The 22,309-nt window shown below is 68.6% G+C and carries 15 protein-coding genes; 8 read left to right on the forward strand and 7 right to left on the reverse strand.

All coding sequences use genetic code 11. The features are described from left to right. Window positions 1-169: 169 nt before the first annotated feature. Entirely contained in the window at window positions 170-2,074 is a 1,905-nt protein-coding gene (locus tag ACFWF1_RS01465) for a VanW family protein (protein ID WP_379284032.1), read from the reverse strand. 307 nt (window positions 2,075-2,381) lie between these two features. On the opposite strand from ACFWF1_RS01465, the gene gnd reads away from it, so the two are divergent. Further along, entirely contained in the window at window positions 2,382-3,410 is a 1,029-nt protein-coding gene (gene gnd, locus ACFWF1_RS01470; RefSeq protein ID WP_379284031.1) for a phosphogluconate dehydrogenase (NAD(+)-dependent, decarboxylating), read from the forward strand. Between the two features lie 153 nt (window positions 3,411-3,563). Here gnd and ACFWF1_RS01475 read toward each other — a convergent pair whose 3' ends face one another. After that, entirely contained in the window at window positions 3,564-4,886 is a 1,323-nt protein-coding gene (locus ACFWF1_RS01475) for a lipase family protein (protein WP_379284030.1), read from the reverse strand. Beyond that, window positions 4,887-6,158 carry a hypothetical protein gene (locus tag ACFWF1_RS01480; protein ID WP_379284029.1) on the reverse strand — a complete coding sequence of 424 codons (1,272 nt, stop codon included), beginning with the start codon at window positions 6,156-6,158 and terminating at the stop codon, window positions 4,887-4,889. Window positions 6,159-6,591: 433 nt separating this feature from the next. On the opposite strand from ACFWF1_RS01480, the gene ACFWF1_RS01485 reads away from it, so the two are divergent. After that, on the forward strand, window positions 6,592-8,346 hold the full coding sequence (locus tag ACFWF1_RS01485) for an SDR family oxidoreductase (protein ID WP_379284028.1): 1,755 nt from the start codon (window positions 6,592-6,594) through the stop codon (window positions 8,344-8,346). Window positions 8,347-8,557: 211 nt separating this feature from the next. Here the strand turns inward: ACFWF1_RS01485 and ACFWF1_RS01490 are convergent, their stop codons facing one another. Next, window positions 8,558-9,880 (reverse strand): acetyl-CoA C-acetyltransferase, encoded by a 1,323-nt coding sequence (locus ACFWF1_RS01490; RefSeq protein WP_379284027.1) that lies wholly within the window; start codon window positions 9,878-9,880, stop codon window positions 8,558-8,560. 285 nt (window positions 9,881-10,165) lie between these two features. Here ACFWF1_RS01490 and ACFWF1_RS01495 point away from each other — a divergent pair, with 285 nt between their 5' ends. Both ACFWF1_RS01495 and ACFWF1_RS01500 read left to right on the forward strand, forming a co-directional pair. After that, window positions 10,166-11,524, forward strand: coding sequence for a 3-oxoacyl-ACP reductase (locus ACFWF1_RS01495; protein ID WP_379284026.1), 1,359 nt, complete (start codon window positions 10,166-10,168; stop codon window positions 11,522-11,524). Next, a complete protein-coding gene (locus ACFWF1_RS01500) occupies window positions 11,524-12,390 on the forward strand; it encodes a MaoC family dehydratase (protein WP_379284453.1) in 867 nt (288 codons plus the stop codon). Before ACFWF1_RS01495 ends, ACFWF1_RS01500 begins: the two co-directional genes overlap by 1 nt. Window positions 12,391-12,460: 70 nt before the next feature. Here the strand turns inward: ACFWF1_RS01500 and ACFWF1_RS01505 are convergent, their stop codons facing one another. From ACFWF1_RS01505 to ACFWF1_RS01515, 3 genes are all read right to left on the reverse strand, one after another. Next, entirely contained in the window at window positions 12,461-13,618 is a 1,158-nt protein-coding gene (locus ACFWF1_RS01505; RefSeq protein WP_379322146.1) for a DUF5685 family protein, read from the reverse strand. A 108-nt stretch (window positions 13,619-13,726) separates the two neighbouring features. Further along, window positions 13,727-14,326, reverse strand: a complete 600-nt coding sequence (locus tag ACFWF1_RS01510) for a TetR/AcrR family transcriptional regulator (RefSeq protein WP_357384726.1) — start codon at window positions 14,324-14,326, stop codon at window positions 13,727-13,729. 88 nt (window positions 14,327-14,414) lie between these two features. Continuing rightward, a complete protein-coding gene (locus ACFWF1_RS01515) occupies window positions 14,415-15,578 on the reverse strand; it encodes a glycoside hydrolase family 3 N-terminal domain-containing protein (protein ID WP_379284025.1) in 1,164 nt (387 codons plus the stop codon). 204 nt (window positions 15,579-15,782) lie between these two features. Here ACFWF1_RS01515 and ACFWF1_RS01520 point away from each other — a divergent pair, with 204 nt between their 5' ends. The 4 genes from ACFWF1_RS01520 to ACFWF1_RS01535 all read left to right on the forward strand — a co-directional run bounded on the left by ACFWF1_RS01520 (window position 15,783) and on the right by ACFWF1_RS01535 (window position 22,308). Then, entirely contained in the window at window positions 15,783-16,271 is a 489-nt protein-coding gene (locus tag ACFWF1_RS01520) for a universal stress protein (protein ID WP_379284024.1), read from the forward strand. Window positions 16,272-16,456: 185 nt separating this feature from the next. Continuing rightward, window positions 16,457-17,548, forward strand: a complete 1,092-nt coding sequence (locus ACFWF1_RS01525) for an isochorismate synthase MenF (RefSeq protein ID WP_379284023.1) — start codon at window positions 16,457-16,459, stop codon at window positions 17,546-17,548. A gap of 169 nt (window positions 17,549-17,717) precedes the next feature. Then, window positions 17,718-17,888 (forward strand): DUF2613 domain-containing protein, encoded by a 171-nt coding sequence (locus tag ACFWF1_RS01530; RefSeq protein WP_357384718.1) that lies wholly within the window; start codon window positions 17,718-17,720, stop codon window positions 17,886-17,888. A 91-nt stretch (window positions 17,889-17,979) separates the two neighbouring features. Continuing rightward, window positions 17,980-22,308: an alpha-(1->3)-arabinofuranosyltransferase family protein gene (locus ACFWF1_RS01535; protein WP_379284022.1), complete on the forward strand. Its 4,329-nt coding sequence runs from the start codon at window positions 17,980-17,982 to the stop codon at window positions 22,306-22,308. The last annotated feature ends 1 nt before the right edge of the window (window position 22,309 follow it).

Raw genomic sequence — 22,309 nt, forward strand, 5'->3', positions numbered from 1 at the left:
GGGTCGCTCACCAAAGTCGCCCTGCCGCAGAATGTTTCGTCGCGCCCCGGACCGACCAGCAACGCGTTATCGGATAGCCAGAAGTTGGCTCGAGCCGCGAGAAGCAGCCAGGTGGCGGCGACGCGCGGCTCGTCGACGAGGACGGGGCGCTGCCCCGGAGTCGTTGCGCTCACTCACATTTCACGACGGGGATGGGGTCGTACTTGACCGTCCTGGTGTGCCGGTAGACCTCGCGACCGGAACGCTTGTCGGTGATGATGCGGGTGTCGGACGTGGTGAAGCCCGGCGCGCCCTCGGAGGCGATGCAGTCCTTGCCCTTGGGCAGCTTGACGGTGGTCGGCTCGGTCGGCTTGGTCCGGTCGCCGGTGACGGATTCGACCTCGACGGTCTTGGTGCCCCAGAGTCGTACGGTCACTTCGGAATCCGTGGTGACGGCCTCGATGAAGACGCCGGTGGGGGTGTTGTTGCGGAAGCTCAGATCGATCGCGCCGTCGAAAACGGTCGCCTCGCGCGCGGCCGGGTAGCGGGAGATGTAGTAGCTGTGCTCGGTGTGGCCCGCGTCCTCCATGCCCGCGAAGTACGCGGCGTTGTAGAGGGTGGTGGCGAACTGGCTGATGCCACCGCCGACGGCGGTGCCGGGCCTGCCGTGATCGATGATGCCGGACTCGACGTAGCCTTCGGCCGTGCCGCGCGGCCCGGTGAAGTCGTTGAGCGAGAACGTATCCCCCGGCTTCACCACCGCGCCGTTCACCTTCCTGGCGACCACCTTGATGTTGACGCCGGACGGACCGCTGAATCCGTTGGTGGTGAACGAGCCCATCGGCTCCACGACGCCGAGCCCCTGCGCCGCCTCGGTGGTGAGCTTCGGCTCCACCTTTTCGTAGACCGCCTGGCCGTTGCGTTCCTGCGGCGCGGCGAGCAGCGCGGTGAACTGCTCGAAGGTCTTCGGCCAGTTGATCTTGTCGCCGACGACCGCTGGCACCACCGTCGGTTTGCCGCCGGTCAGCGCGAACGTCGCGTCCTTCGCCTCGATCTCCGTCGCCACCAGCTGGGGCGCCAGCAAACCGACCGCGATGTTCTGATCGACGGCAGGCGCGAGGCCGCCCTGACCATCGGGCGCGAAGGAAAGCACGGTGGCGATCTGCTCCGGATCGAGCTTGGCCGACGCCCCCTTGCCCGCGAACGTGATCGGCGCGCGCACCGCGGGCTCGGCCACCGTGCGCAAGGCCTGATCGACCGCTTCCGGCCGCACGGTGAGCGGCGCGGGGTGCACCGGCAGGTCGAGCGTGATGCCGGTGATCCAGTTGCCGATCAGCTCGTCGCGGGCGGCGGCGACATCGAGAACCCGGCCGGGCACCGGGGCGACGGCGACGGGTCTCGCCTTGTCGAAGGCGATCGTTCCCTCGACGGACGGCCGATCGTGCACGCGCAGCGCGGTCAGCTGGCGGTCCAGCGCGGCGTCGTCCACGGCGCTGGCCACCGCGACATCGCGGGCGGCGAAGAACGAGGCGAGCCGGGTGAGCGGATTGAGCGGCTGCGTCCCGATCCGCGCCCAGGTGCCGTCCCAGTCGACCGCCAACCCCGCGGCGGTCGGCACCAGCCGGGTCTGCACGTCACCGATGCGCAGCGGCAGCTCCCGGTCGGCTCGCGGGGTGAGCTCAGCGCGCAGCTTCGCGTCCGCGGCGGCGGTATCCAGGCCGCCGACCTCGATACCCGCGACCACGGTGCCGCGCGGCACCTGCCCGGAGCACAGCACCCAGTCGACCGCGTAGCCGATTCCGGCCACCGCGAGCACCGCACCGACCGCGATACTCGCCCGCCGCACCACCGTGCGATTCAGCCGCTTCGGCGGGGGGCCGGAGATCGGCCGCCGGGCCGGGCGCTCGGCGGGCTCGGCCCGATGGGTGGCGCGGCGGGTCGGGACGACCCGGATCGGTTCGGTGGGTGCCGAGTCGTCGGCCGAGCCCTGGGCCGGGTTCGCCTTGTTGGCCTGGGCCGATTCGAGCAACTGGCGTAAGCCGACCTCGCCCGCCGGTTGGTGGCCACGGCGTCCGGTGCTCGACTGGCTCGTCACGAACCGTCCTCCCCGTTCGGTTGAGTTGGGACTCACAGGATGCGAGTTCCCGCCAACGATAGTGCGCGACGCCGACATCGGCCGGTGAGCACCGATCTGCAGCAAACTCCGTGCAAAGGAGCAGGTGGTATACGCAAAGGGCCCCGCGCAGTTGCCGGGTCGGGGGTCTGGCAACTACGCGGAGCCGATCTGATTATCGGTGCGGCGCACCGTGCGTTACACCGCCGGACGGACCAGGATCGGACCGAAGCGGGACAATCCGGTAGACGAGGGTCCGGCCACCGCACACACGAGGGAGATGGATGGCATGCAGCTGGGAATGATCGGCCTCGGGCGGATGGGCGCCAATATCGTGCGCCGCATCGTCAAGGACGGGCACACCGCCGTCGGCTATGAACGTCGCCCACATCAGATCGATATCCTGCGCGAGGAGCTCGGCGACCACTTCCAGGGCAGCACCGACCTCGCGGATTTCGTGCGCACCTTGGAAACGCCGCGGGTGGTGTGGGTGATGATCCCGGCGGGCGCGACCGGGGCCGTCATCGACCAGGTCGCCGAGCTGCTGGAGCCGGGCGACATCATCATCGACGGCGGTAACAGCCGCTACCACGAGGACATCAAGCGGGCCGAGCAGTTGCGTCCCAAGGGCATCCACTACGTGGACATCGGCACCTCGGGCGGCGTCTTCGGCCTGAACCGCGGCTTCTGCCTGATGATCGGTGGCGAAACCGATCCGGTGAAATACCTGGATCCGCTGCTGAAGTCCATCGCCCCCGGCGTCGACGCGGCCGAGCGGACGCCGGGACGCACCGGTGAGCCGTCGATGGCCGAGCAGGGCTACCTGCACTGCGGGCCCGCCGGCGCGGGGCACTTCGTGAAGATGGTGCACAACGGCATCGAGTACGGCGCGATGGCCGCCTACGCCGAGGGACTGAACATCCTGCACAAGGCGAACTACGGCAACGAGCACGACGGCGAGTTCTCCGCCGAGGAGACGCCGCTCGAGCATCCCGAGTACTACAAATACGACCTGGACGTGCCCGAGGTGACCGAGGTATGGCGCCGTGGTTCGGTGGTCGCCTCCTGGTTGCTGGACCTCACCGCGAGCGCGCTGTACGCGGACCCGAACCTCGATTCCTACAGCGGCCGGGTCTCCGATTCCGGCGAGGGCCGGTGGACGATCGATGCCGCGATCGACACCGGCGTTCCGGTGCCGGTGCTCGCTTCCGCACTGTTCCAACGGTTTTCGTCGCGCGGCGAATCGCTGTACGCGGACAAGATGCTGTCGGCGATGCGCAAGGCGTTCGGCGGGCACAACGAGCTACCCGGGGCGTAGCGAAAACCGCGGCTCCCGCACGGTGCGGGAGCCGCGGTACTCAGCGGCCGGTCAGAAGCCGGCCGCCTGCGCCATCAGCTTGGCGACCGCCAGCGGGCCATACCAGAACAGATAGTTGATGCCGTAGAGAAATGCCATGGCGGGTAATCCTTTTCAGTCGAAGTTGCGATCTATCCAGTCGATCGTCTGCATGCCGAACAGGTCGGTGCCCCAGCCGTAGATGTCGGTGAGCATGCGGACCATGCCGCAATCGGTGGGCTGGTAGGTGACGTCGGTGCCGCCTGCCCGGTAGATATCGGCGAGTTCCCGCGAGTCCTTGGCGGGCACCAGCGACATCGGTGAGTCGTCGGCGACGCAGGAGGTGATGGCCACCTTGGCCTTCGGAGTGCCCGAGCGACCGAGGACGTTGTCCTCGAACGCGCGCTGGAAGGCGGGTTCATCGGCGGGGCTCAGCCCCGAGTTGAACAGCGTGTTCAGCGGCAGGAACGGCAGCCCGAAGTAGGCGGGTGTCTGGCACTGGGTCCGGAAGGCGTTCGCCAACCCGACGCCCGCCGGGTTCAGCTTCGAATTCACCGCCATCTCCGGGTACGCGGGCTCCAGACCGAGCAGCGTGGCCAGCGCGAAACCGGAACCTACCGAGCCGTCGGCGACCCGCATGAAGTTGCGCGGGTTGACGACCATCCCTTCCAGCAGAGCGGATTTCACGTCGAGCTCCGGCGCGTAGGCCGGCTGCAGCTCGGCGGCGAAGGCCGCGCCGACACCACCGCCCGCGATGCCGAACAACGCGGTCTGCGCCTTCGGATCGAGTCCGGCCTCGCGATGCGCCAACGCCGCACGGACACCGTCGAGCTGGGCGTGCGCGGCGAACTTACCCGCGAAGACGCCGTGCGGCGTGCGATCCCCGTCGTTGCCGACGTCGGAGATCATCACCGCGTAGCCCTTGTCGAACATCAGCGCCAGCGGCCCGAGCGCCGACCACGACGAACCGTCCAGCGGATCGCCGCCGGTCCACTGCGTGCTCGGATGACAGGACCAGCCGACGCTGTCGTTGGCCTCCTGATAGGAGATCAGCTTCTTCTCACCAACGGGCGCACCGTGATTCGGGATCATCAGGATGCCGGTGCTGATGGCCGGGGTGACGCCGTCGATCCCGGTGGTCACGTACATCAGCTTGTAGGCCTCGACGTCGGGCGGGGTGCTGCCGAGGAACATCACGTCGACCTTCTTCGCCTTCAGCAACGTCCCCGGCTGCTCGGCGCCGGTCAGCGGCGGCTCCTGATAGAACGGGTCGTTGGCGAGCAACGCCTGGAACGCCTGATCCGGCGGAACCGGTTGCGCGCCTTGGATCTGCCCCACGACGAAGCCGTTGAAGACTCGGTCGAGTCCCGGCGTCGGCATTTCCTGTTCTGCGGCAGCGGTTCCCGCGCAGAGCACCAGCGAGGCGGCCGTCACGACGGCCACGGTGAAGCGTTTCATCTAGCGCACCGCCATCGTGTCGATCGGGGTCACCTGGATCTGCCGGGCGGCGGAATCCAACAGCTGGGGAATGTTGAACAGCGGTCGATGCGATTCCATTTGTACCTCGTACGGCGTGCGCATCACGGCTTCCAGTGCGGGCCAGTTGTTTTCGACCTGGAACTTGTACTTCGGCAGCAGCTCGGTGGTGATGTAGTCCCAGCGGGAATCGAATTCGGACCAATTCCATTCCGGCAGTGGCAATGTCACCAGTGCCGGCCGGCCGTCGGCCATGGTGACCTGCATGCGCACCGGATTGTATTGCCGTGGCGGTGCGACGCCCGCGACCGACGGCGATCCGGCGGCACCGCTGACGTAGGTGATCGCCTCGCCGACGCTGCCCTTGTACCCGCGCACCGAGTCCCACTGGTCACGGATCACCCACTCTTGTTCCCTGCGCAGCAAAGTCCCGTTGCCCGAGGCGATCCGGCCGTAATCACCGGAGGCCACCCCACGCCAGGCTGCCATGATGTCGTCGCCGAACAGCCCGGCCGCCTGGAACTCCTGCAGTGCGGGCAGGCCTTCGGTGACGTAGGCGTCGTGCATCGGCATCAGATCCGAGAAGATGTTCTTCTGCATCACCAGGATCATCCCGATGATGTAGCGCAGGTCCTCCGGCGAAATCTGCGAACCCGCCTCGGCCAGCGCCAGCAGCCCGTGCGGAAGTTGGGCCACCGCTTGCGGTCCCGCGGCCTGCTCGACCGCGGCGATGACACCGCGCGCGGATTCGGAGAGGCCGGGCAGGCCGTAGATGTTGCCCATCAGCTCGAAATCGACCAGCCCGCCGCCGAAGTCGGCGCCGACCTGACCACCCATGCCGGCCCACTGCAGTTCGCGGTGGTTCAGCTGCAGGTCTTCGTAGTAGCGGTAGGACCTGATCAGATTGGTGCGGTTGGCCTCGACGCCCGCGCGCGGATCCCAGGACCGCAGGTCGATGCCCGCCTTGTTCGTCGCGTCGACCAGCCAGTACTGATAGAGCAGGGCGGCATATCGGGTGGGCGCGACCCCCTGGGCACGCGCCTCGTCCAACAGCCCGCGCAGCTCGTTCACGTCATAGGGCAGTTCAGGATTGACGCCGCCGGGACTGCTCGCGGCATCCCGGTTCACCAGCGGCAGGTCCAGGTAGCGGTCCACGTCGCCGGCGGCTCCCGCAGGGGCGGTGGCCGCGAGTCCGAGACCGGTCGCGGCCGCGAGAGCCAGTGCGGTGGCGCGCAGCGCCATACCGATTCGCATCAGCTGTTCAGCCTTCCTCTCTGCTAGCTCGATTCGAGTAATTCGTTAAGCCAAAGAGATGTCTTGCCGGTAGCTGTTTATCGATAAGGCAGTGATAAATCGCCCTGCCAGTCGCATAGCCCCGGTAGCACAGTAGGTGACGTGCAGGTAAACACACAGATCAACCCTGCCGCAAACCTCGATGTGACGAGCGTTCAGCAGCCGAAGAAAACGTGTAACACGTAAGTTGCCTGCTAGTTGCTGATAAATCGCCCTGCGGACGTGGCGATATACCTAGGTCATGTGAATCGAAATTCATGAGATAGCTCACAAGGACCACGGGCGGACCATCAGGGCGGCGGGGGCTACCCGAATCTCACCGTCTCAGACAGAATGAGTCGGAAGCTACGTCCACGGACCGCGACCGCCGCGGCCCGGATAGTGGGGTGAATCCATGGCCGAGAAACATGTGGTCCGCAATGGCGAGGTCGACCTCGCCGTCTACGAGCAAGGGAATCCGGACGGGCCGACGATCCTGCTGCTGCACGGCTGGCCGGACTCGCATCACCTGTGGGACAACGTCGTTCCGCAGCTGACCGACCGGTTCCGGGTATTGAGCGTGGACAACCGCGGCCACGGGGAATCTTCCAACCCGCCTGGCACCGCGGCCATTTCGACCACGATGCTGGCCGCCGACTATGTCGCGGTGATCGAGGCACTCGGCAACGGCGCCCCAGTGCACGTGCTCGCGCACGACTGGGGCAGCGTCGCCACCTGGGAAATCGTCTGTGGCCCTAACGCCACACGCCTGGTCGCGTCGTTCACCTCGGTCTCCGGGCCGAGCATCGCGCACGTGAGCAAGTGGGCGCGCGCCCGGCTGTCCAGGCCGACGCCGCGCAATATCGCGCTGCCGCTGGCCCAGCTCGGATCGTTCGCCTACTCGACCTTTCTCGCGCTACCGGGCCTGCCGACGGCGGCGATCAAGCTAGGGATGAGCGAGCAGCGTTGGCGCTCCGCGCTTTCCGCGGCCGAGGGCGCGCCGCCGGAGCGGATTCACCTGGCGCCGACCTTCAAGCAGGACATGGCGAACGGGCTGCGCATCTACCGGTCGACCTGGGCCGCCAATCCGCTGCGGGCCCGCGACCAATTCACCACGGTGCCAACCCAGATCATCATCGGCACCCGCGATCCGGCAGTGCGGCAATCGAGTTACGCCGACGAGGATCGGTGGGCCGATCAGGTCTGGCTGCGAGTGGTGAAAGGTGGACACTGGCTGCCGTTCTCGCACCCGGAACTGCTCGCCTCCGCCGCGATCGAATTGATCGACTCCGTGACGGGTGCGCCACCGGCGCGGGCGTTGCGCCGGGCCCGAATGGGTTTGTCGCGCAAGCCGTTCGAGGATCAGCTCGTCGTGATCACCGGTGGCGGCAGCGGTATCGGCCGGGCGACCGCGCTGGCCTTCGCGCGCGCGGGTTCCGAAGTCGTGGTGTCCGATGTCAACGGCGTCGCGGCCGAGGCGACCGTCGCGTTGATCGCCCAGTCCGGCGGCAAAGCGCACGCCTACGAGTTGGATGTGTCCGACGAGTCCGCGATGCGCAAGCATGCCGACGGCGTGATCCGCGAGCACGGTGTGCCCGATGTCCTGATCAACAACGCGGGCATCGGACAGGCCGGGCGGTTCCTGGACACCTCGGCCGAGGACTTCGACCGGGTGCTCGCGGTCAACCTGCACGGAGTCGTCAACGGCTGCCGCGCTTTCGCCGGTGCGATGGCCGAGCGCGGGCTCGGCGGGCACATCGTCAACCTGTCCAGCATGGCCGCCTACACCCCGCAGCAGGCGTTCACCGCGTACTCCACCAGCAAGGCGGCGGTGTTCATGTTCTCCGACTGCCTACGCGCCGAATTGTCCGGCAGCGGAATCGGTGTCAGCACCATCTGCCCCGGCATCGTGCACACCAATATCGTGGCGAACACCCGAATGTCCGGCGTCTCCGCCGAGGAAGAACAGCGCAGGCAACAGCTCTACGACCGGCTATATCGCCTGCGCGGATACGGTCCGGACAAGGTCGCCGAGCAGATCGTGCGGGCCGTGCGGAAGAACAAGGACGTGGTCCCGGTGACTCCGGAAGCCCGGCTGCAGTACGTCTTCGGCCGCTTCGCACCGAGCGTTGTCCGATTCGCCGCCGCCCGAGGCAGTTTGGTGCGCTGATAGCCGAAGGCGGTATTCGGTCACAAAATAACCGAATACCGCCTTCGTCGCATGTCCACAACTGATCGCCTCAGCGCGACAACTGATTTCGTCAGCACATGGGTAACTCACCGGGGACCGGCTAACTCACCCGGCACCCCTCCGTCGGCCGCCAACGCCACCGGTGCTGTACCTCAGTCTGGCCTGAAGACGCGGAGAGGCGGGGGAGCACCTACCGCTCGACGATGGCGACGACGCCCTGGCCGCCCGCGGCACAGATGGAGATCAGCGCGCGGCCGGATCCCTTCTCCGCCAGCAGCTTCGCGGTCGAGGCGACGATGCGCCCGCCGGTCGCGGCGAACGGGTGACCCGCCGCCAGCGAGGAGCCGTTGACGTTGAGCTTGCTGCGGTCGATCGAGCCGAGCGCGCCGTCCAGGCCGAGCCGCTCCTTGCAGTAGGCGTCGGACTCCCACGCGGACAGCGTGGCGAGCACCACGGAGGCGAACGCCTCGTGGATCTCGTAGTAGTCGAAGTCCTGCAGTGTCAGGCCGTTTCGGGCCAGCATGCGCGGCACCGCGTAGGTCGGGGCCATCAGCAGGCCGTCCGGGCCGTGGATGTAGTCGACCGCCGCGACCTCGCTGTCGACCAGGGTGGCCAGCACCGGCAGGTTGCGCTCGGTGGCCCATTCCTCGCTGGACAACAGCACCGCGGAGGCGCCGTCGGTCAGCGGGGTGGAGTTACCCGCGGTCATGGTGGCGTCGCCCGCCTTGACGCCGAACACCGGCTTCAGGGTGGCCAGCTTCTCCACCGTGGAGCCGGGACGCAGGTTGTCGTCGCGGGTCAGCCCGAGGAACGGGGTGATCAGGTCGTCGAAGAAGCCGCGGTCGTAGGCGGCGGCCATGTTCTTGTGCGACAGGTAGGCCAGCTCGTCCTGCGCCTCGCGCGGCACGCCGAATTCCTTGGCGGTGATCGCGGCGTGCTCACCCATGGACAGGCCGGTGCGCGGCTCGGCGTTGCGCGGGATCTCGATGCCGAGCATGCTCGGGCGCAGCTGGCCGACCAGCTTGAGGCGGTCCTTGTTGGACTTGGCGCGGTTGGCGTCGAGCATCCACTCGCGCATGCCCTCGCTGACTCCGATGGGGGCGTCGGACGTGGTGTCGGTACCGCCGCCGATGCCGGCTTCGAAGCGGCCCTGGGCAATTCCGTCGCCGACGGTGACGATGGCCTGGAGGCCGGTGCCGCAGGCCAGCTGCAGGTCGTGGGCCGGGGTGTACGGGCTGAGCTTGCTGCCGAGCACGCTCTCCCGGATCATGCCGTGCTCGCCGACCCGCTTGAGCACGGCGCCGCCGACCACCATGCCGAGCCGCTCGCCCTGCAGGCCGAAGCGGCTGACCAGGCCGTCCAGCGCCGCGGTGAACATGTCCTGGTTGGAGGCGTGCGCGTACGCCTTGTCGGAGCGAGCGAACGGAATCCGGTTGCCGCCCACGATCGCGACCGGGCGGGTGGTCTTACCGGTCTTGGCGGTGCTCTTCGCCGAACGGGATTTGGTTGTCACTCGAGTCTCCAGGTCTCGTTGGGGATGTTCGGCGCTCCGGAGTCCGCGTGGAAGTCTCCACTGATCGGCGCCCCGTCGCGGTTGGTTTACATTAAACTTACTCTGGAGTAAGTTTGTTGTCGACACCGTACCCCCGCAAATGTGCGTGAGCAGACCAAATGCCGGGGGAACCAGCAGACCCGAGAACAGCATCGCGGCGTGAGCGACAGTCCCGGAGGCGGTAGCTTGCGTAACCACACGGCAGGGACCGTGCACGCCGCCGACCACACAGAAAAGGTAGGAACAGTGGCAGCCAGCAAGAGCAAGGGTGCTCCCAACCTCTACGGATCGTTCGTACATTCCTCCCCGGGTCAGTTCCTGGCGAGCAAGCTCGGGCTGCCGCAGCCGGAGAACCTGCGTCGCTACAAGGCGGGCGAGGCGCCGCTGCCCGGGCCGGTGCTGCTCGGCGGCAAGGGCCGGGTGGCCGAGCCGCTGCGCACGCTGCTGACGGACTACACCTTCGCCGATTCGGCAAGCGCCGGAACCAAGTTCGGCGCGCTGGTGTTCGATGCGACGGGCATCGGCTCGGTCGAGGATCTGTCGCAGCTCTACGAATTCTTCCAGCCCGCCATGCGCAGCATCGCCGCCTCGGGCCGCATCGTGGTGATCGGCACGACGCCCGAGCTGGCCTCGACGGTGGACGAGCAGATCGCCCAGCGCGCGCTCGAGGGCTTCACCCGCTCGGTCGCCAAGGAACTGCTGCGCGGCGCCACCGCACAGCTGGTCTACCTGCACCCCGAGGCTTCGACCGGCGCGACCGGCCTGGAGTCGACGCTGCGCTTCCTGCTCTCGGCCAAGTCCGCGTTCGTCGACGGCCAGGTCATCCGGGTCGGCAAGGACGACGCCACCGCGCCGGCCAGCTGGGACCGCCCGCTGGACGGCAAGGTCGCCGTGGTCACCGGTGCCGCGCGCGGCATCGGCGCGACCATCGCCGAGGTGTTCGCCCGCGACGGCGCGACCGTGATCGTCGCCGACATCCCGGCCGCCGGTGAGGCGCTGTCGCAGACCGCGAACAAGGTCGGCGGCACCGCGCTGGCGCTGGACGTGACCGCGCCCGACGCCGCCGAGAAGCTGGCCGAGTTCGCCACCGAGCGCTTCGGCGGCATCGACATCATCGTGCACAACGCGGGCATCACCAGGGACAAGCTGCTCGCCAACATGGACGAGGGCCGCTGGAACTCGGTGCTCAACGTGAATCTCGCTGCGCCGCACCGGATCACCGAGGGCCTGGTGGCCCGTGGCGCGCTGAAGGACGGCGGCCGGGTGATCGACGTGTCCTCCATCGCCGGCATCGCGGGCAACCGCGGCCAGACCAACTACGGCGCCTCCAAGGCCGGTGTCATCGGCATGGTCAACGCCGAGGCGCCGAAGCTGGCGGAGAAGGGCATCACCATCAACGCGGTGGCGCCCGGCTTCATCGAGACCGCGATGACCGCCGCCATCCCGCTGACCACCCGCGAGGCGGGCAGGCTGATGAGCTCGCTGCTGCAGGGCGGACAGACCGTCGACGTCGCCGAGACCATCGCCTTCTTCGCCAGCCCGGCGTCGAACGCGGTGACCGGCAACATCGTTCGCGTCTGCGGGCAGAGCCTGATCGGAGCATGATGTCGCAAGTGATCTCCCTGACAGAGACACCGAAGAACGGCCCGCTGTACCTGAAGGCCGCGCTGGGTGCGATTCCGCTGCCGCTGGTTTCGGGTCGCAAGCCGACGCTGCCGGATCGGTCGAGTCAGCTCGACGGCCTGCGGGTGGATCCGGATCACCTGGCCGCCTACTGCCGGGCGACCGGGCTGCGGTTCGGCGACGCGCTGCCACTGACCTACCCGTTCATCCTCACCTTCCCGATCGTGATGCAACTCGTTGTGCAGCGCGACTTTCCGTTCGTCGCGGTCGGTGCGGTGCACGCGGAGAACCTGATCGAGCGGACCCGCGACATCTCGGTGAGCGAGCCGCTGGATATCAAGTCGCACATCGAGAATCTGCGCGAGCACCCGAAGGGGCTGCTGGTCGACGCGATCAGCGAGATCAGCGTCGGGCGGGAGCTGGTCTGGCGGCAGGTCACCACCTTCCTGCACCAGCAGCGCACCTCGCTGTCGGGCGGGCCGAAGCCCGAACCCAAGCCGGAAGAGGCCGCGCCGCCGCCGCTGCGCACCTGGCGGATCGATCAGAAGACGATCAGCCAGTACGCCGCAGCGTCGGGCGACCACAACCCGATCCACATTTCGTCGTTGGGCGCCAAGGCTTTGGGCTTCCCGAAGCCGATCGCGCACGGTATGTGGTCGGCCGCGCACATCCTCGGCACGATCGAGGGCCGGGTGCCGGGCAAGGCCACCTACGCGGTGAAGTTCGGCAAGCCGATCTTCCTGCCGTCGACGGTGAACGTTTATGCGGATCAGGTGGCGGGCGGCTGGGATCTGGCCGTGCTGAACCCGAAGAAGGGGTTCCCGCACCTCACCGCGACACTGCGTTGACGCACTGAACGACGTTGACGCACCGAACGACACCGGAGCCGCACCCGATCAGGGTGCGGCTCTGGTCGTTTCAGCAGCTGCAGTCGCAGCAGCAGCCGCCACAGCAGTCGCCGCAGCCGCAATCACCGCAGCCGCAATCACAATCGGCGCAATCGCAGGGGCTGCAATCGCAGTTGTTGATCCACGGTTGCTTGCGTTCGCCGGTGCACGGCTGCGTGTGTTCGGCGCAGCAGGCATAGCCGGTGCAATACGAGCCGAGGATCAGAGTGAGCGATTCACTCAGGCCCGGCCGCTGACCCGTACGCCGCGAGTCCATTCGCACGTCGGCGTGGTCGTGGGACACCCCGCAGGTATGGCCGACTACCGTGCCGATGCCCTGGCCAAGTTTGCGGAGCACGGACGCCAGCGGGTCGAGCAGCATCCAACGGACGGTGGGGACTGCATCCAGTTCGGCTTCTGTGACGGCTTCGCGCAGTCGTGAATCCGATTCCCGCAGTAGGTCGTACGCCTGCGGCATGGTGGTGCCGGTCGCGGCGAGCGGGTTGAACCGGCCGCGCGTCAGGTCCTGCTCGTAGTCCTGCACGGCATCGGCGAGATGCGCGATCCGGCCGAATTGCCAACCGGCAGTGCGTAATGCGTCGACATTTTCCGGGCGATCGGCCAAAACCGCTGTGTGCGCGAAGAACTCCGATGCGCAGAGCTGGGTCGGTGCGGTCAATAGTGCCAGCGCATCCGCCCCGGCGCCCGCGGCCTGCTCCAACTGCGTCTGCGCGTTCAGCGCGGCGACGAGCGGTGCCACATCCAGGCCGATCCGCTGCGCACTCACCTGCGCCTGCCCAGCCCACCGACTCGCGGCCTTGGCCATCGGCGTACGAGCCAGGACGGACGCATCACCGTCGTCCACGTGGTCACGAACCTTGGCCGATGCCAACAACAGTGACGCCGTCGCGGCCAGCCGCACACCGGGCGAATTCGCGGACGCGACCGACGCGCGCTGCATCCCCCGCAGTGCGCACCGTCCCGCCGTCGTGCGCTCGACCGCGCCCGCGGACTGCGCCTCGGTGAGCATGCTCAACACAATCGCATCGACATTCGTTGTCGCACGGGCCAATTGGCCGTGCCCGTCCCGTAATCCCAGACACAGCCCGCACATATGCGTGCGCCATTCGGCCGCATCGATTCCATACTTCGCCGCGCCGTGCGAACACGGCCTGAGCAACCCGAACAATTCCGCCCCGTTCTCCCCGGCTCGTCCTGGTTGGAGCCGGTCCGTGCTTGATGATCTCCGCACTCTGACCGGCCGTCAACCACACGGCAACCGCAACGAGGGCGTCGCCTACTCCGCCTTCTTGCGTCCCGCCAGACCGCGCCACGCGAGATCGTCGAGCAGGTCGACGGCCTCGGCGACCTCGATGCGGCCGCTGGCCACCCGGTCCGCGATGGCCTCGCCCGCGCCGATCACCGCGACCGCGACCACGTCGAAGTTGGTGCCGGGCTCGGGGTGCTTGGCGCTGGATTCCAGCAGTTTGGCGGTCAGTTCGATGACGCGCTCGCGGGCGTTCTCGATCTCGGACGCGAACGCTTGCTGGCCGATGGCCTGCCGATAGAGCACCTGCCACGAGCGGCGATTGCGGTCGACGAACCCGAGGAAACCCTCCAGCGCGACCCGCACCTGTTCATGCGGCGACAGCTGCGGATTGCCTGCGGGCACCACCGATTCGATGAAGCGCAGTCCCTCGCGCTGGATGCAGGCGCGGAACAATTCGTCCTTGGAGCCGTAGTACAGGTACAGCATCGGCTTCGATATCTTCGCCTCGGCGGCAATGGCATCCATCGACGTGTCGTGGAAGCCTTTCCGCGAGAACACCTCGACGGCGGCATCGAGCATCTGCTGCTCACGAACCGCCCGAGGAAGTCGCTTCGTTCCGCCCGCCATCCACTCTCCTACCAATGGTGAAGCTCATATATTACTCCAAGGTAAGTTCCGCGGGTCGTATTTGCTCACCAGTCGCGGAAACAGTGCCTCAGCAGCGCGGCAGCGCGCCCTTGAAGGTGGCCATCCGCAGCACCGACGCGTCCACCCGGGCGGCGGGTAAGCGGCCCGCCGCGACGGCCTGCTCCAGCTGATCGAGCACGCTGGATACCGCGTTGGTGCTGATCCACAGCGCGTTGTCGGCGCCGGCGACCAGCGCGGCCTCCACCGCGTCGGCGATGGACAAACGGCTGGTGATCGCGGCCATCCCGCTGAGGTCGTCGGTGAAGATCGGGCCGTCGAACGGCGCGGCACCATAACCACTCCCCCCACGCAGCAGCGCCATGACCTGCGGGCTGATACTCGCGGGCACATCGGGGGTGGTGAGGCCGGGGACGTCGAGGTGACCGACCATCACGCCCGCGCCGGACTTGATCAGGTTGCGGAACGGGACGAGGTCGACGTTCTGCAGGTCCGCCAGCGGCGGCGTGCGGACCGCGCCGCGATGCGAATCGCCCGAGCCGGAACCGTGACCGGGGAAGTGCTTCAGCACGGTGCCGACCCCGGCCTCGCGCATGGCCCGGATGTAGGCGTCGGCGTACTTGGTGACCACCGCGGGATCGTCGGAGAAGGAACGGTCGCCGATGACGGAATCGTCGGGCTGGCTGCTCACATCGCTGTCCGGCGCGAAGTCCACCGTCACACCGAGGTCCTTCAACGCGCGCCCCCTGGTCAGCGTGGCGTCGTGGAACTGCTCGGCGGTCATGGTCTGCGCCGTCGCCCTGGCCGATGGCGCCTTACCGATCAGGCTGCCGACCCGGGAAACGCGGCCGCCTTCCTCATCGATGGTCACCATGAGCGGCACCTTGGCCGACTGCTTGACCTGGTCGAGCTGGCCGGTGGTCAGCAGCGAGAGATCGGTCCAACTGCCGACGAAGATGCCGCCGACCTGTTCGGTGCGCACCACGTTCGCGGCGTCGGCGTCACCGGTGATGCCCACCGTCAACAGCTGCGCCAGCTTCTGCCGCAGCGTGAACTGCGCGAGATAGCCTGCCGTGCAATCCGGTTTCGTGGATGTTGTTGGCTGCGTGGACGATACGGACGTCGACGCGGGATTCGCCGCCCGGGACGGCGCGGAGTCGCCGCCACCGCCGCTCGAGCAGCCGGTCGCGACGGCGGCCAGCACGGCGAGCATGAGCAGGGGCGTCTTCCGCATGGACGTCAACCGTACAGAGCGCTTGCGTGCCGCGAATGCGCGAGGCCGCACTGATCGCGGTATCGCGGCCCCGGTGGGTCTGCCCGCCTGGTTACCCGAGCTGGGTGTCGCGAGGCGAGATCGATTCCGCGCGGCAGCAGGTGGGCCGGGCTGGGTCAAGGTAGCCTTGGTCAATAGCCGTGAGTCTCCCACCAGGAGGTCACCATGCCCTGCGATCTGATGCTCATCGCCTACGACGGGTCCGAGAACGCCAAGCGGGCCATTGAATACGCCGGGCGGTTCCTCAGCGCGGACAAAGCGATCGTGCTCACCGCGTGGGAGCCGATGGTGCGCCAAGCCGCTCGCCTGTCCGGCCTGTCCGGGGTGATGCAGCCGGAGTGGGTGCCCGAGGAGGAGATCGAGGACGTCGCCTACGTCGACGCCCGCACCATCAACACCGAGGGCGTCCGGCTGGCCAAGCTCGCCGGGCTCAATGCCGAGGCACGCACCGCCGAATGCACGACAACCATCTGGAACGCCATCGTCGAATGCGCCGACGACCTGGACGTCGACATCATCGTCGCGGGCACCCGGGGCGCCACCGGCATCCGCGCCCTCATGCACAGCAGCGTCGCCGACGCGGTCCTCAAACACTGCCACCGCCCGGTGCTGATGGTGCCGCCCGGCAAGGAACCCGTCGCCAAAACGGGCTAGCCGGCGCGTACGTGGCACACCGTTGAATCGTGCTCGCCGCGGCTACGTGCCGATCACGAACGAATGAGCCAGTGACGCAGCGGCCTGACGTGCTCCCGGCGAAACCGAACGCTCACCAACTGGAGTCGTGAGTGCGCTCACGGGTAGGTCGCGGTGGGGCCGTACGGGACTAGTGTCGAGAGACTATGGATGGTTTCCTGCTTGCTCAGCCGGACGAGGTGGTCCGAGCCTCCGGCAGCCGGGTCGCGTTCGATGAGGCGGATCGGGCGGTGGCCGCGCTGCGGGACGGCGCGGCGATGATCGTCGGTGCGCTGCCGTTCGATCCACGTAAGCCCGCCGCGTTGAGTGTGCCGGAGCGGGTGCGGCACACCGCGGGGCCGTGGCGGCCCGCGGCGCTGCCCGACCTGCCCGCCGTGCGGTTCGTCACCGAAATCCCCAGTGCCGCCGAACATATCGCGCGAGTGACGAAACTCGTTGAGCAGCTGAAGGATTCGGCGCAGCCGCTGCGCAAGGTGGTGGCGGCGCGGTCGGTGGTGGCGGAGGCGGCCGACGCGCTCGAGCCCGAGCTCGTCGCGGCCCACCTATTGGCACGGCATCCGCACGCGAATGTGTTCGCGGTCGACCTGACACCGGCCGGGCGCACCGGTGCGACGCTGGTCGGCGCGACACCCGAGGTGCTCATCGCCCGGCACGGCGACACGGTCACGCTGCGGCCGCTGGCGGGCACCGCGCCGCGCCGCGCCGACCCGGACGCCGATGCGGCCCAGGCCCGGGAACTGCTGGCCAGCACCAAGAATCGGGACGAGCACGCCTTCGTCATCGAGTGGATTCGGGACCAGCTCGCCCCGGTCTGCGCCGAACTGTCCATCCCCGACGGCCCGGAACTGATCAACACGCACGAGGTCTGGCACCTTGCCACCCCGATCACCGGGCGGCTGCGCGACGCATCGACCACCGCCCTCGACTTGGCGCTGCTGCTGCACCCCACGCCCGCCGTCTGCGGCACCCCGACCGAGCTCGCGCTCGACACGATCGCCGATCTGGAGGAAGACCGCGGCTTCTACGGCGGCGCGGTCGGCTGGTGCGACGCGAGCGGCGACGGCGCGTGGGTGGTCGCCATTCGCTGCGCCGAGTTGTCGGCCGACGGACGCACCGTGCAGGCCTACGCGGGCGGCGGCATCGTCGCCGCCTCGGACCCCAAGGCCGAGCTGGACGAGACCACCGCCAAGCTGCGCACCCTGCTCGGCGGGCTGCACTGCGCCATCCCGGCACACTGACCCGGCGCACTCGCCGTCCGCGCAGGCGGCTGATAGCGCCGTCGATCCGCTGTGATCGCCGCCCAGCCGCGTTACCTGCCGGGAATCGGCGGGCTGAACGCACCGGATGGCGGACCGGGCTGCTAGGTTGACCGGGAATGTGCCTGCATCGATGTATTGGAGTGCCGCAATGAAGTTTGCTGTTCCAGGTGTTGCGAGTGCTGTCGGCGGCGCCGTACTCGGCGTGATCGCGGTGCTCCTCGTCACGGTGGCGGTGCAGCAGAACTCGCGTCCGGACATCGACCGCAGTGGCGACAAGGACTCCGCGCTGCTGAACAACGTCGAGTACGGCAGTCGCTGAGCTGACCCCCGCTTCACCTGCCGACTCGCTCGAACCGGCGGCGCGGCGGCACAGTACTGCGCCGCTGGGTAAACGCTGGTTCGCCGCGACGGTGCTCGCGGCGTTTTTGCTGACCTTCCTGCAAACGCCGGGACTCACGGTCGCCGACACCAAATACGACCTGGCGCAGAATCCGCTCGGCTTCCTCGAACGCGCCAGTCATCTGTGGAGCAGCCAGGCCCCGATGGGCCAGGTGCAGAACCAGGCCTACGGCTACTTCTTCCCGCACGGCGCATTCTTCTCGCTCGGCCATGTACTCGGCCTGCCTGCCTGGGCCACCCAGCGAATCTGGTGGGCATTACTGCTGCTCGCCGGATTCTGGGGCATCATCCGGCTCTGCGAGACCCTCGGCATCGGCACCCGCGGGTCGCGCGTCATCGCGGCGGTCACCTTCGCGCTGTGTCCCCGCGTGCTCACCACGCTCGGCTCGATCTCCTCGGAGACGCTGCCGATGATGCTGGCGCCGTGGGTGTTGCTGGCACCGGCGGCGCTGGGCATCGGTTACCGAAATCGACGGCGCGCGGTCGGTCCACCGGCAACAGCGGCGGACGCGGATCGCACGCGGGACGACTCCGGCCAAGCGGCTTCGGGACACGAGCGACGCGGCGGGGCGGCATCGGCGGCCGGAAGCGCGCTGGCACTCGCGCTGATGGGGTCGGTCAATGCCGTGGCGACGGTCGCGGCGTTCCTGCCCGCGTTGGTGTGGTGGGCGTCCTACCGGCCGAACCGGGCGTGGTGGCGATTCACCAGGGCTTGGGTTCCGTTGCTGGTGCTCGCGACGTTCTGGTGGGCGGTGCCGCTGCTGCTGCTCGGCAAGGTGAGCCCGCCGTTCCTGGACTACATCGAATCCTCCGGCGTGACAACGCAATGGGCCTCGCTCGCCGAGGTGCTGCGTGGCACCGACAGCTGGACGCCGTTCGTCTCGCCGGAGCGCATCGCGGGCGCGGTGCTGGTGACCCAGCCCGCGGCGGTGCTCGCCACCGGGCTGCTCGCGGCGGCGGGCATGGCGGGATTGGCGATGCGGTCCATGCCGTATCGCGGGCGGCTGACGCTGATCCTGTGCGTCGGGCTGGTCGGCATCTGCGCCGGATACGCCGGTGAGCTCGGTGGGCCGTTCGCGGAGTCGGTGCGGGTCTTCCTGGATTCCGGCGGCGCGCCGCTGCGCAATGTGCACAAGCTGGAGCCGCTGATTCGAATCCCGTTGGTGCTCGGCCTCGCACAGCTGCTCGCCAGGGTGCCGCTGCCCGCCTCGGTGCCGATGCCGGTGTGGCGCAGCGCGTTCGCGCATCCGGAGCGAGATCGTGCCGTCGCGGTGGCCGCGCTGATCCTGACCGCGCTGGCCCTGTCCACCTCGCTGGCCTGGACCGGCAAGCTGGCCCCGCGCGGTGCCTACGACCACGTGCCCGGGTATTGGCAGCAGACCGCGGACTGGTTGCAGCACAACGCTTCCGATACCCGCGCGCTGGTGGTGCCCGGCGCACCGTTCGGCAGCCAGGTGTGGGGACTGACCCGCGACGAACCGTTGCAGGCGTTGGCGAGCACGCCGTGGGCGATCCGCGACGCCGTGCCGCTGAACCCGCCGGGCACCATCCGCGCGATGGACTCGGTGCAGCGGCTGATCGCCGACGGCAGGCCGTCGGCCGGGCTCGCGGCGACGCTGGCCGGGCAGGGCATCGGAATTCTGGTGCTGCGCAACGATCTCGACCCGGAGACGTCGCGGTCGACCCGGCCGATGTTGGCGCACAGCGCGATCGACGGTTCGCCCGGCCTGACCAAGGTGGCCGAGTTCGGCGATCCGATCGAAGCCAAGGTGATCGCCGAGGATCTGGTCGCCGACGGTGATCTGCGGCCCGCCTACCCGGCGGTCGAGATCTACCGGGTGCAGACGCCGGCTCCCGGCACGCCGACCGAGGTACGCAGCGGAACCGGTGCGCCACAGTCGTTCCCGGGCGCGTACACGGTGCCGCTCGGCGCGGTACCCGTGGTGCAAGGCGGGCCCGAAGTGCTCGAACGACTGCATCGCGATCCGGGCACCGGCGACACCCCCACCCTGCTCGCGGCCGACGCGGCGCGCGCGGGACTGCCGAGCGGGCCGGTGACCGTCACCGACACCCCGATGGACCGGGAGTCCGACTTCGGTCGCGTCGACAACCATAATTCCGCCGTCCGCGCCCCCGACGACGCCCGCCGCACACACAACCTGGTGCCCGACTACCCGGTGCCCGGCGCCCCACTGGTGCGCGGGGAATGGTCGGGCGCGACCATCACCGCGTCCAGCTCGGCCGCCGACGCCACCCAGCTGGGCGGCGCGGCACCCGGCAGCTCCACCGCGGCGGTCGTCGACGGCGATCCGGCCACGGCCTGGATCAGCAACGGCGCCGAACACGCTCTCGGACAATGGCTTCGGCTGGACCTGGCGCAGCCGATCCGGGTCGGCCAGCTGACCTTCACTACCAGCGCCGCCGCCATCGGCGATCCGGTGAAGTGGGTCGAGGTGCGCACCGCCAACGGCACCGTGGCGAGTCACATCCCCGAACCCGGTAAGCCGGTGTCGGTTTCGCTGCCCGCGGGCACGACGCAGTGGGTCACCATCACCGCGATCCGCACCGAAACCGGCAAGAGCGGTGGGCAGTTCGGCATCAGCGAGCTCACGCTGGACGACTACGCCGACCGCGAGCAGCCGGTCCGCGTCGACATCCGGCACCGGACGGTACTGCCGCCGACGCAGGCGGGCGCGCAGGTCCGCGGGTGGGATCTCGGGCAGGAGTTCCCCGGGCGCAGTGCGTGTTTCGATTCGCCGAACCGCGTGCGCTGCAGCAAGGCCCTCGCCTTGGCGCCCGAGGAACCCGGCACCTTCGAACGCACGCTCTCGGTGCCCGAACCCATGTCCGTCACGCCCGAGCTGACCGTCCGGACCAGGCAGGGTCCCGCGCTAGAGGCACTGCTCACCGACCACGACCACCCGGTCGCCAGGGGCAAGGCCGACGTCGGCGACCTGCGCGGCGCCGCGTTCGCCGCGACCGACGGCGACCCGCGAACCAGCTGGACCGCACCGGAGGACTCGGTGCGGACACTGACCGGCGCCAAGCCGACCCTGACGATCGAGCTCCCCGAGCCCGCGCTGGTGACCGGGCTGGAACTGACCCCGTCGCTCGGCGGCCTGCCCGCCGCACCCACCTCGGTGGCGGTCAATCTCGGCGACGGCCCCCAGGTGCGCGAGCTGGACAAGGGCGATCCCGGCACGTCGACTCGAATTTTCCTGCACCCCTACGTCACCGATCGCATCGAGCTCAGCATCCAGTCCTGGCAGCCGGTCCTGGACATGACGGCGCTGGGCTTCGTACAGTCGCAGCCGCCGGGCCTGGCCGAAGTGTCGGTGCTCGGTCCGGACTACCCGGCCGCCGCGGCACTCGACCGGGACATCACCGTCCCGTGCGAAATCGGGCCGACCATCAATATCGACGGACAGCTCCGGCGCACCACCGTCACCGCCACCGCGGCTCAACTGCGTTCCGGCGCACCGATTCCCGCGCACCTCTGCCCGGATGACGCTTCGTCCCAGCCCGATTCGCTCGCGCTGCCACGGGGGCGCGCCGACGTCACCGTGGGGCCGACCGATCTGTTCTTCGTCGACCGACTCCGCCTCGAGCGCACCGGGCTCGCCGCGCCGGCCGAGCCGGCCGCCGGGACCCGGCTGCTCGTGTTGCCGCTGAGCACGAACGTCGGCTGGCACGCAACAACTTCCGACGGACACGCCCTGGCGCCCGTGGTCATCGACGGCTGGCAGCAAGCGTGGCTGCTTCCGCCCGGCACGACAGGGCCGGTCACCGTCTCGTTCCCCGCCGACCGCTGGTACCGGCTCGGCATCTTCGGCGGACTATTCCTACTTCTCCCGCTCATCGCATTGGCGATTCCGCGTCGCGCACGCACAGCGAAAACGGTTGAATCCAAGGCGAATACCCTGCCTGACCAGACTGACGCCGCCCCGGCAGCAGGCGCGCAGGCCGCCGAGACGAATGCCGTTGGCGGCGTATCGGGTTCCGCACCGCGAACCTGGGGCCCGCGCTGGCTCGGCGCAATCGGCCTCGCGGCCGCGGCGACCGTGATCGCCGGCCCGGCCGGAACCATCATCGCCGCAGGCACACTCGCCGCCGCGCACTTCTATCCACAGGTCGCACCGAGAGTGCTCGTCATCGTGGCGGGCGTCGGCACGGCACTGTCGGCGGCGGCGCTATCGACCGGCCCGTGGCGCGCTTCAGGTGGATACATGGGCGGCTCACTGTGGGCTCAACTGCCCGCCGTACTCGCGGTGATCGCCGTCGGTGTCGCCGCGCTGCCACCCCGTCGGTCATTCGGGCTGCGCCGCAACGGACCTCGTTGAT

The sequence above is a fragment of the Nocardia sp. NPDC060255 genome, from assembly GCF_042727395.1.
Taxonomy (GTDB): domain Bacteria; phylum Actinomycetota; class Actinomycetes; order Mycobacteriales; family Mycobacteriaceae; genus Nocardia.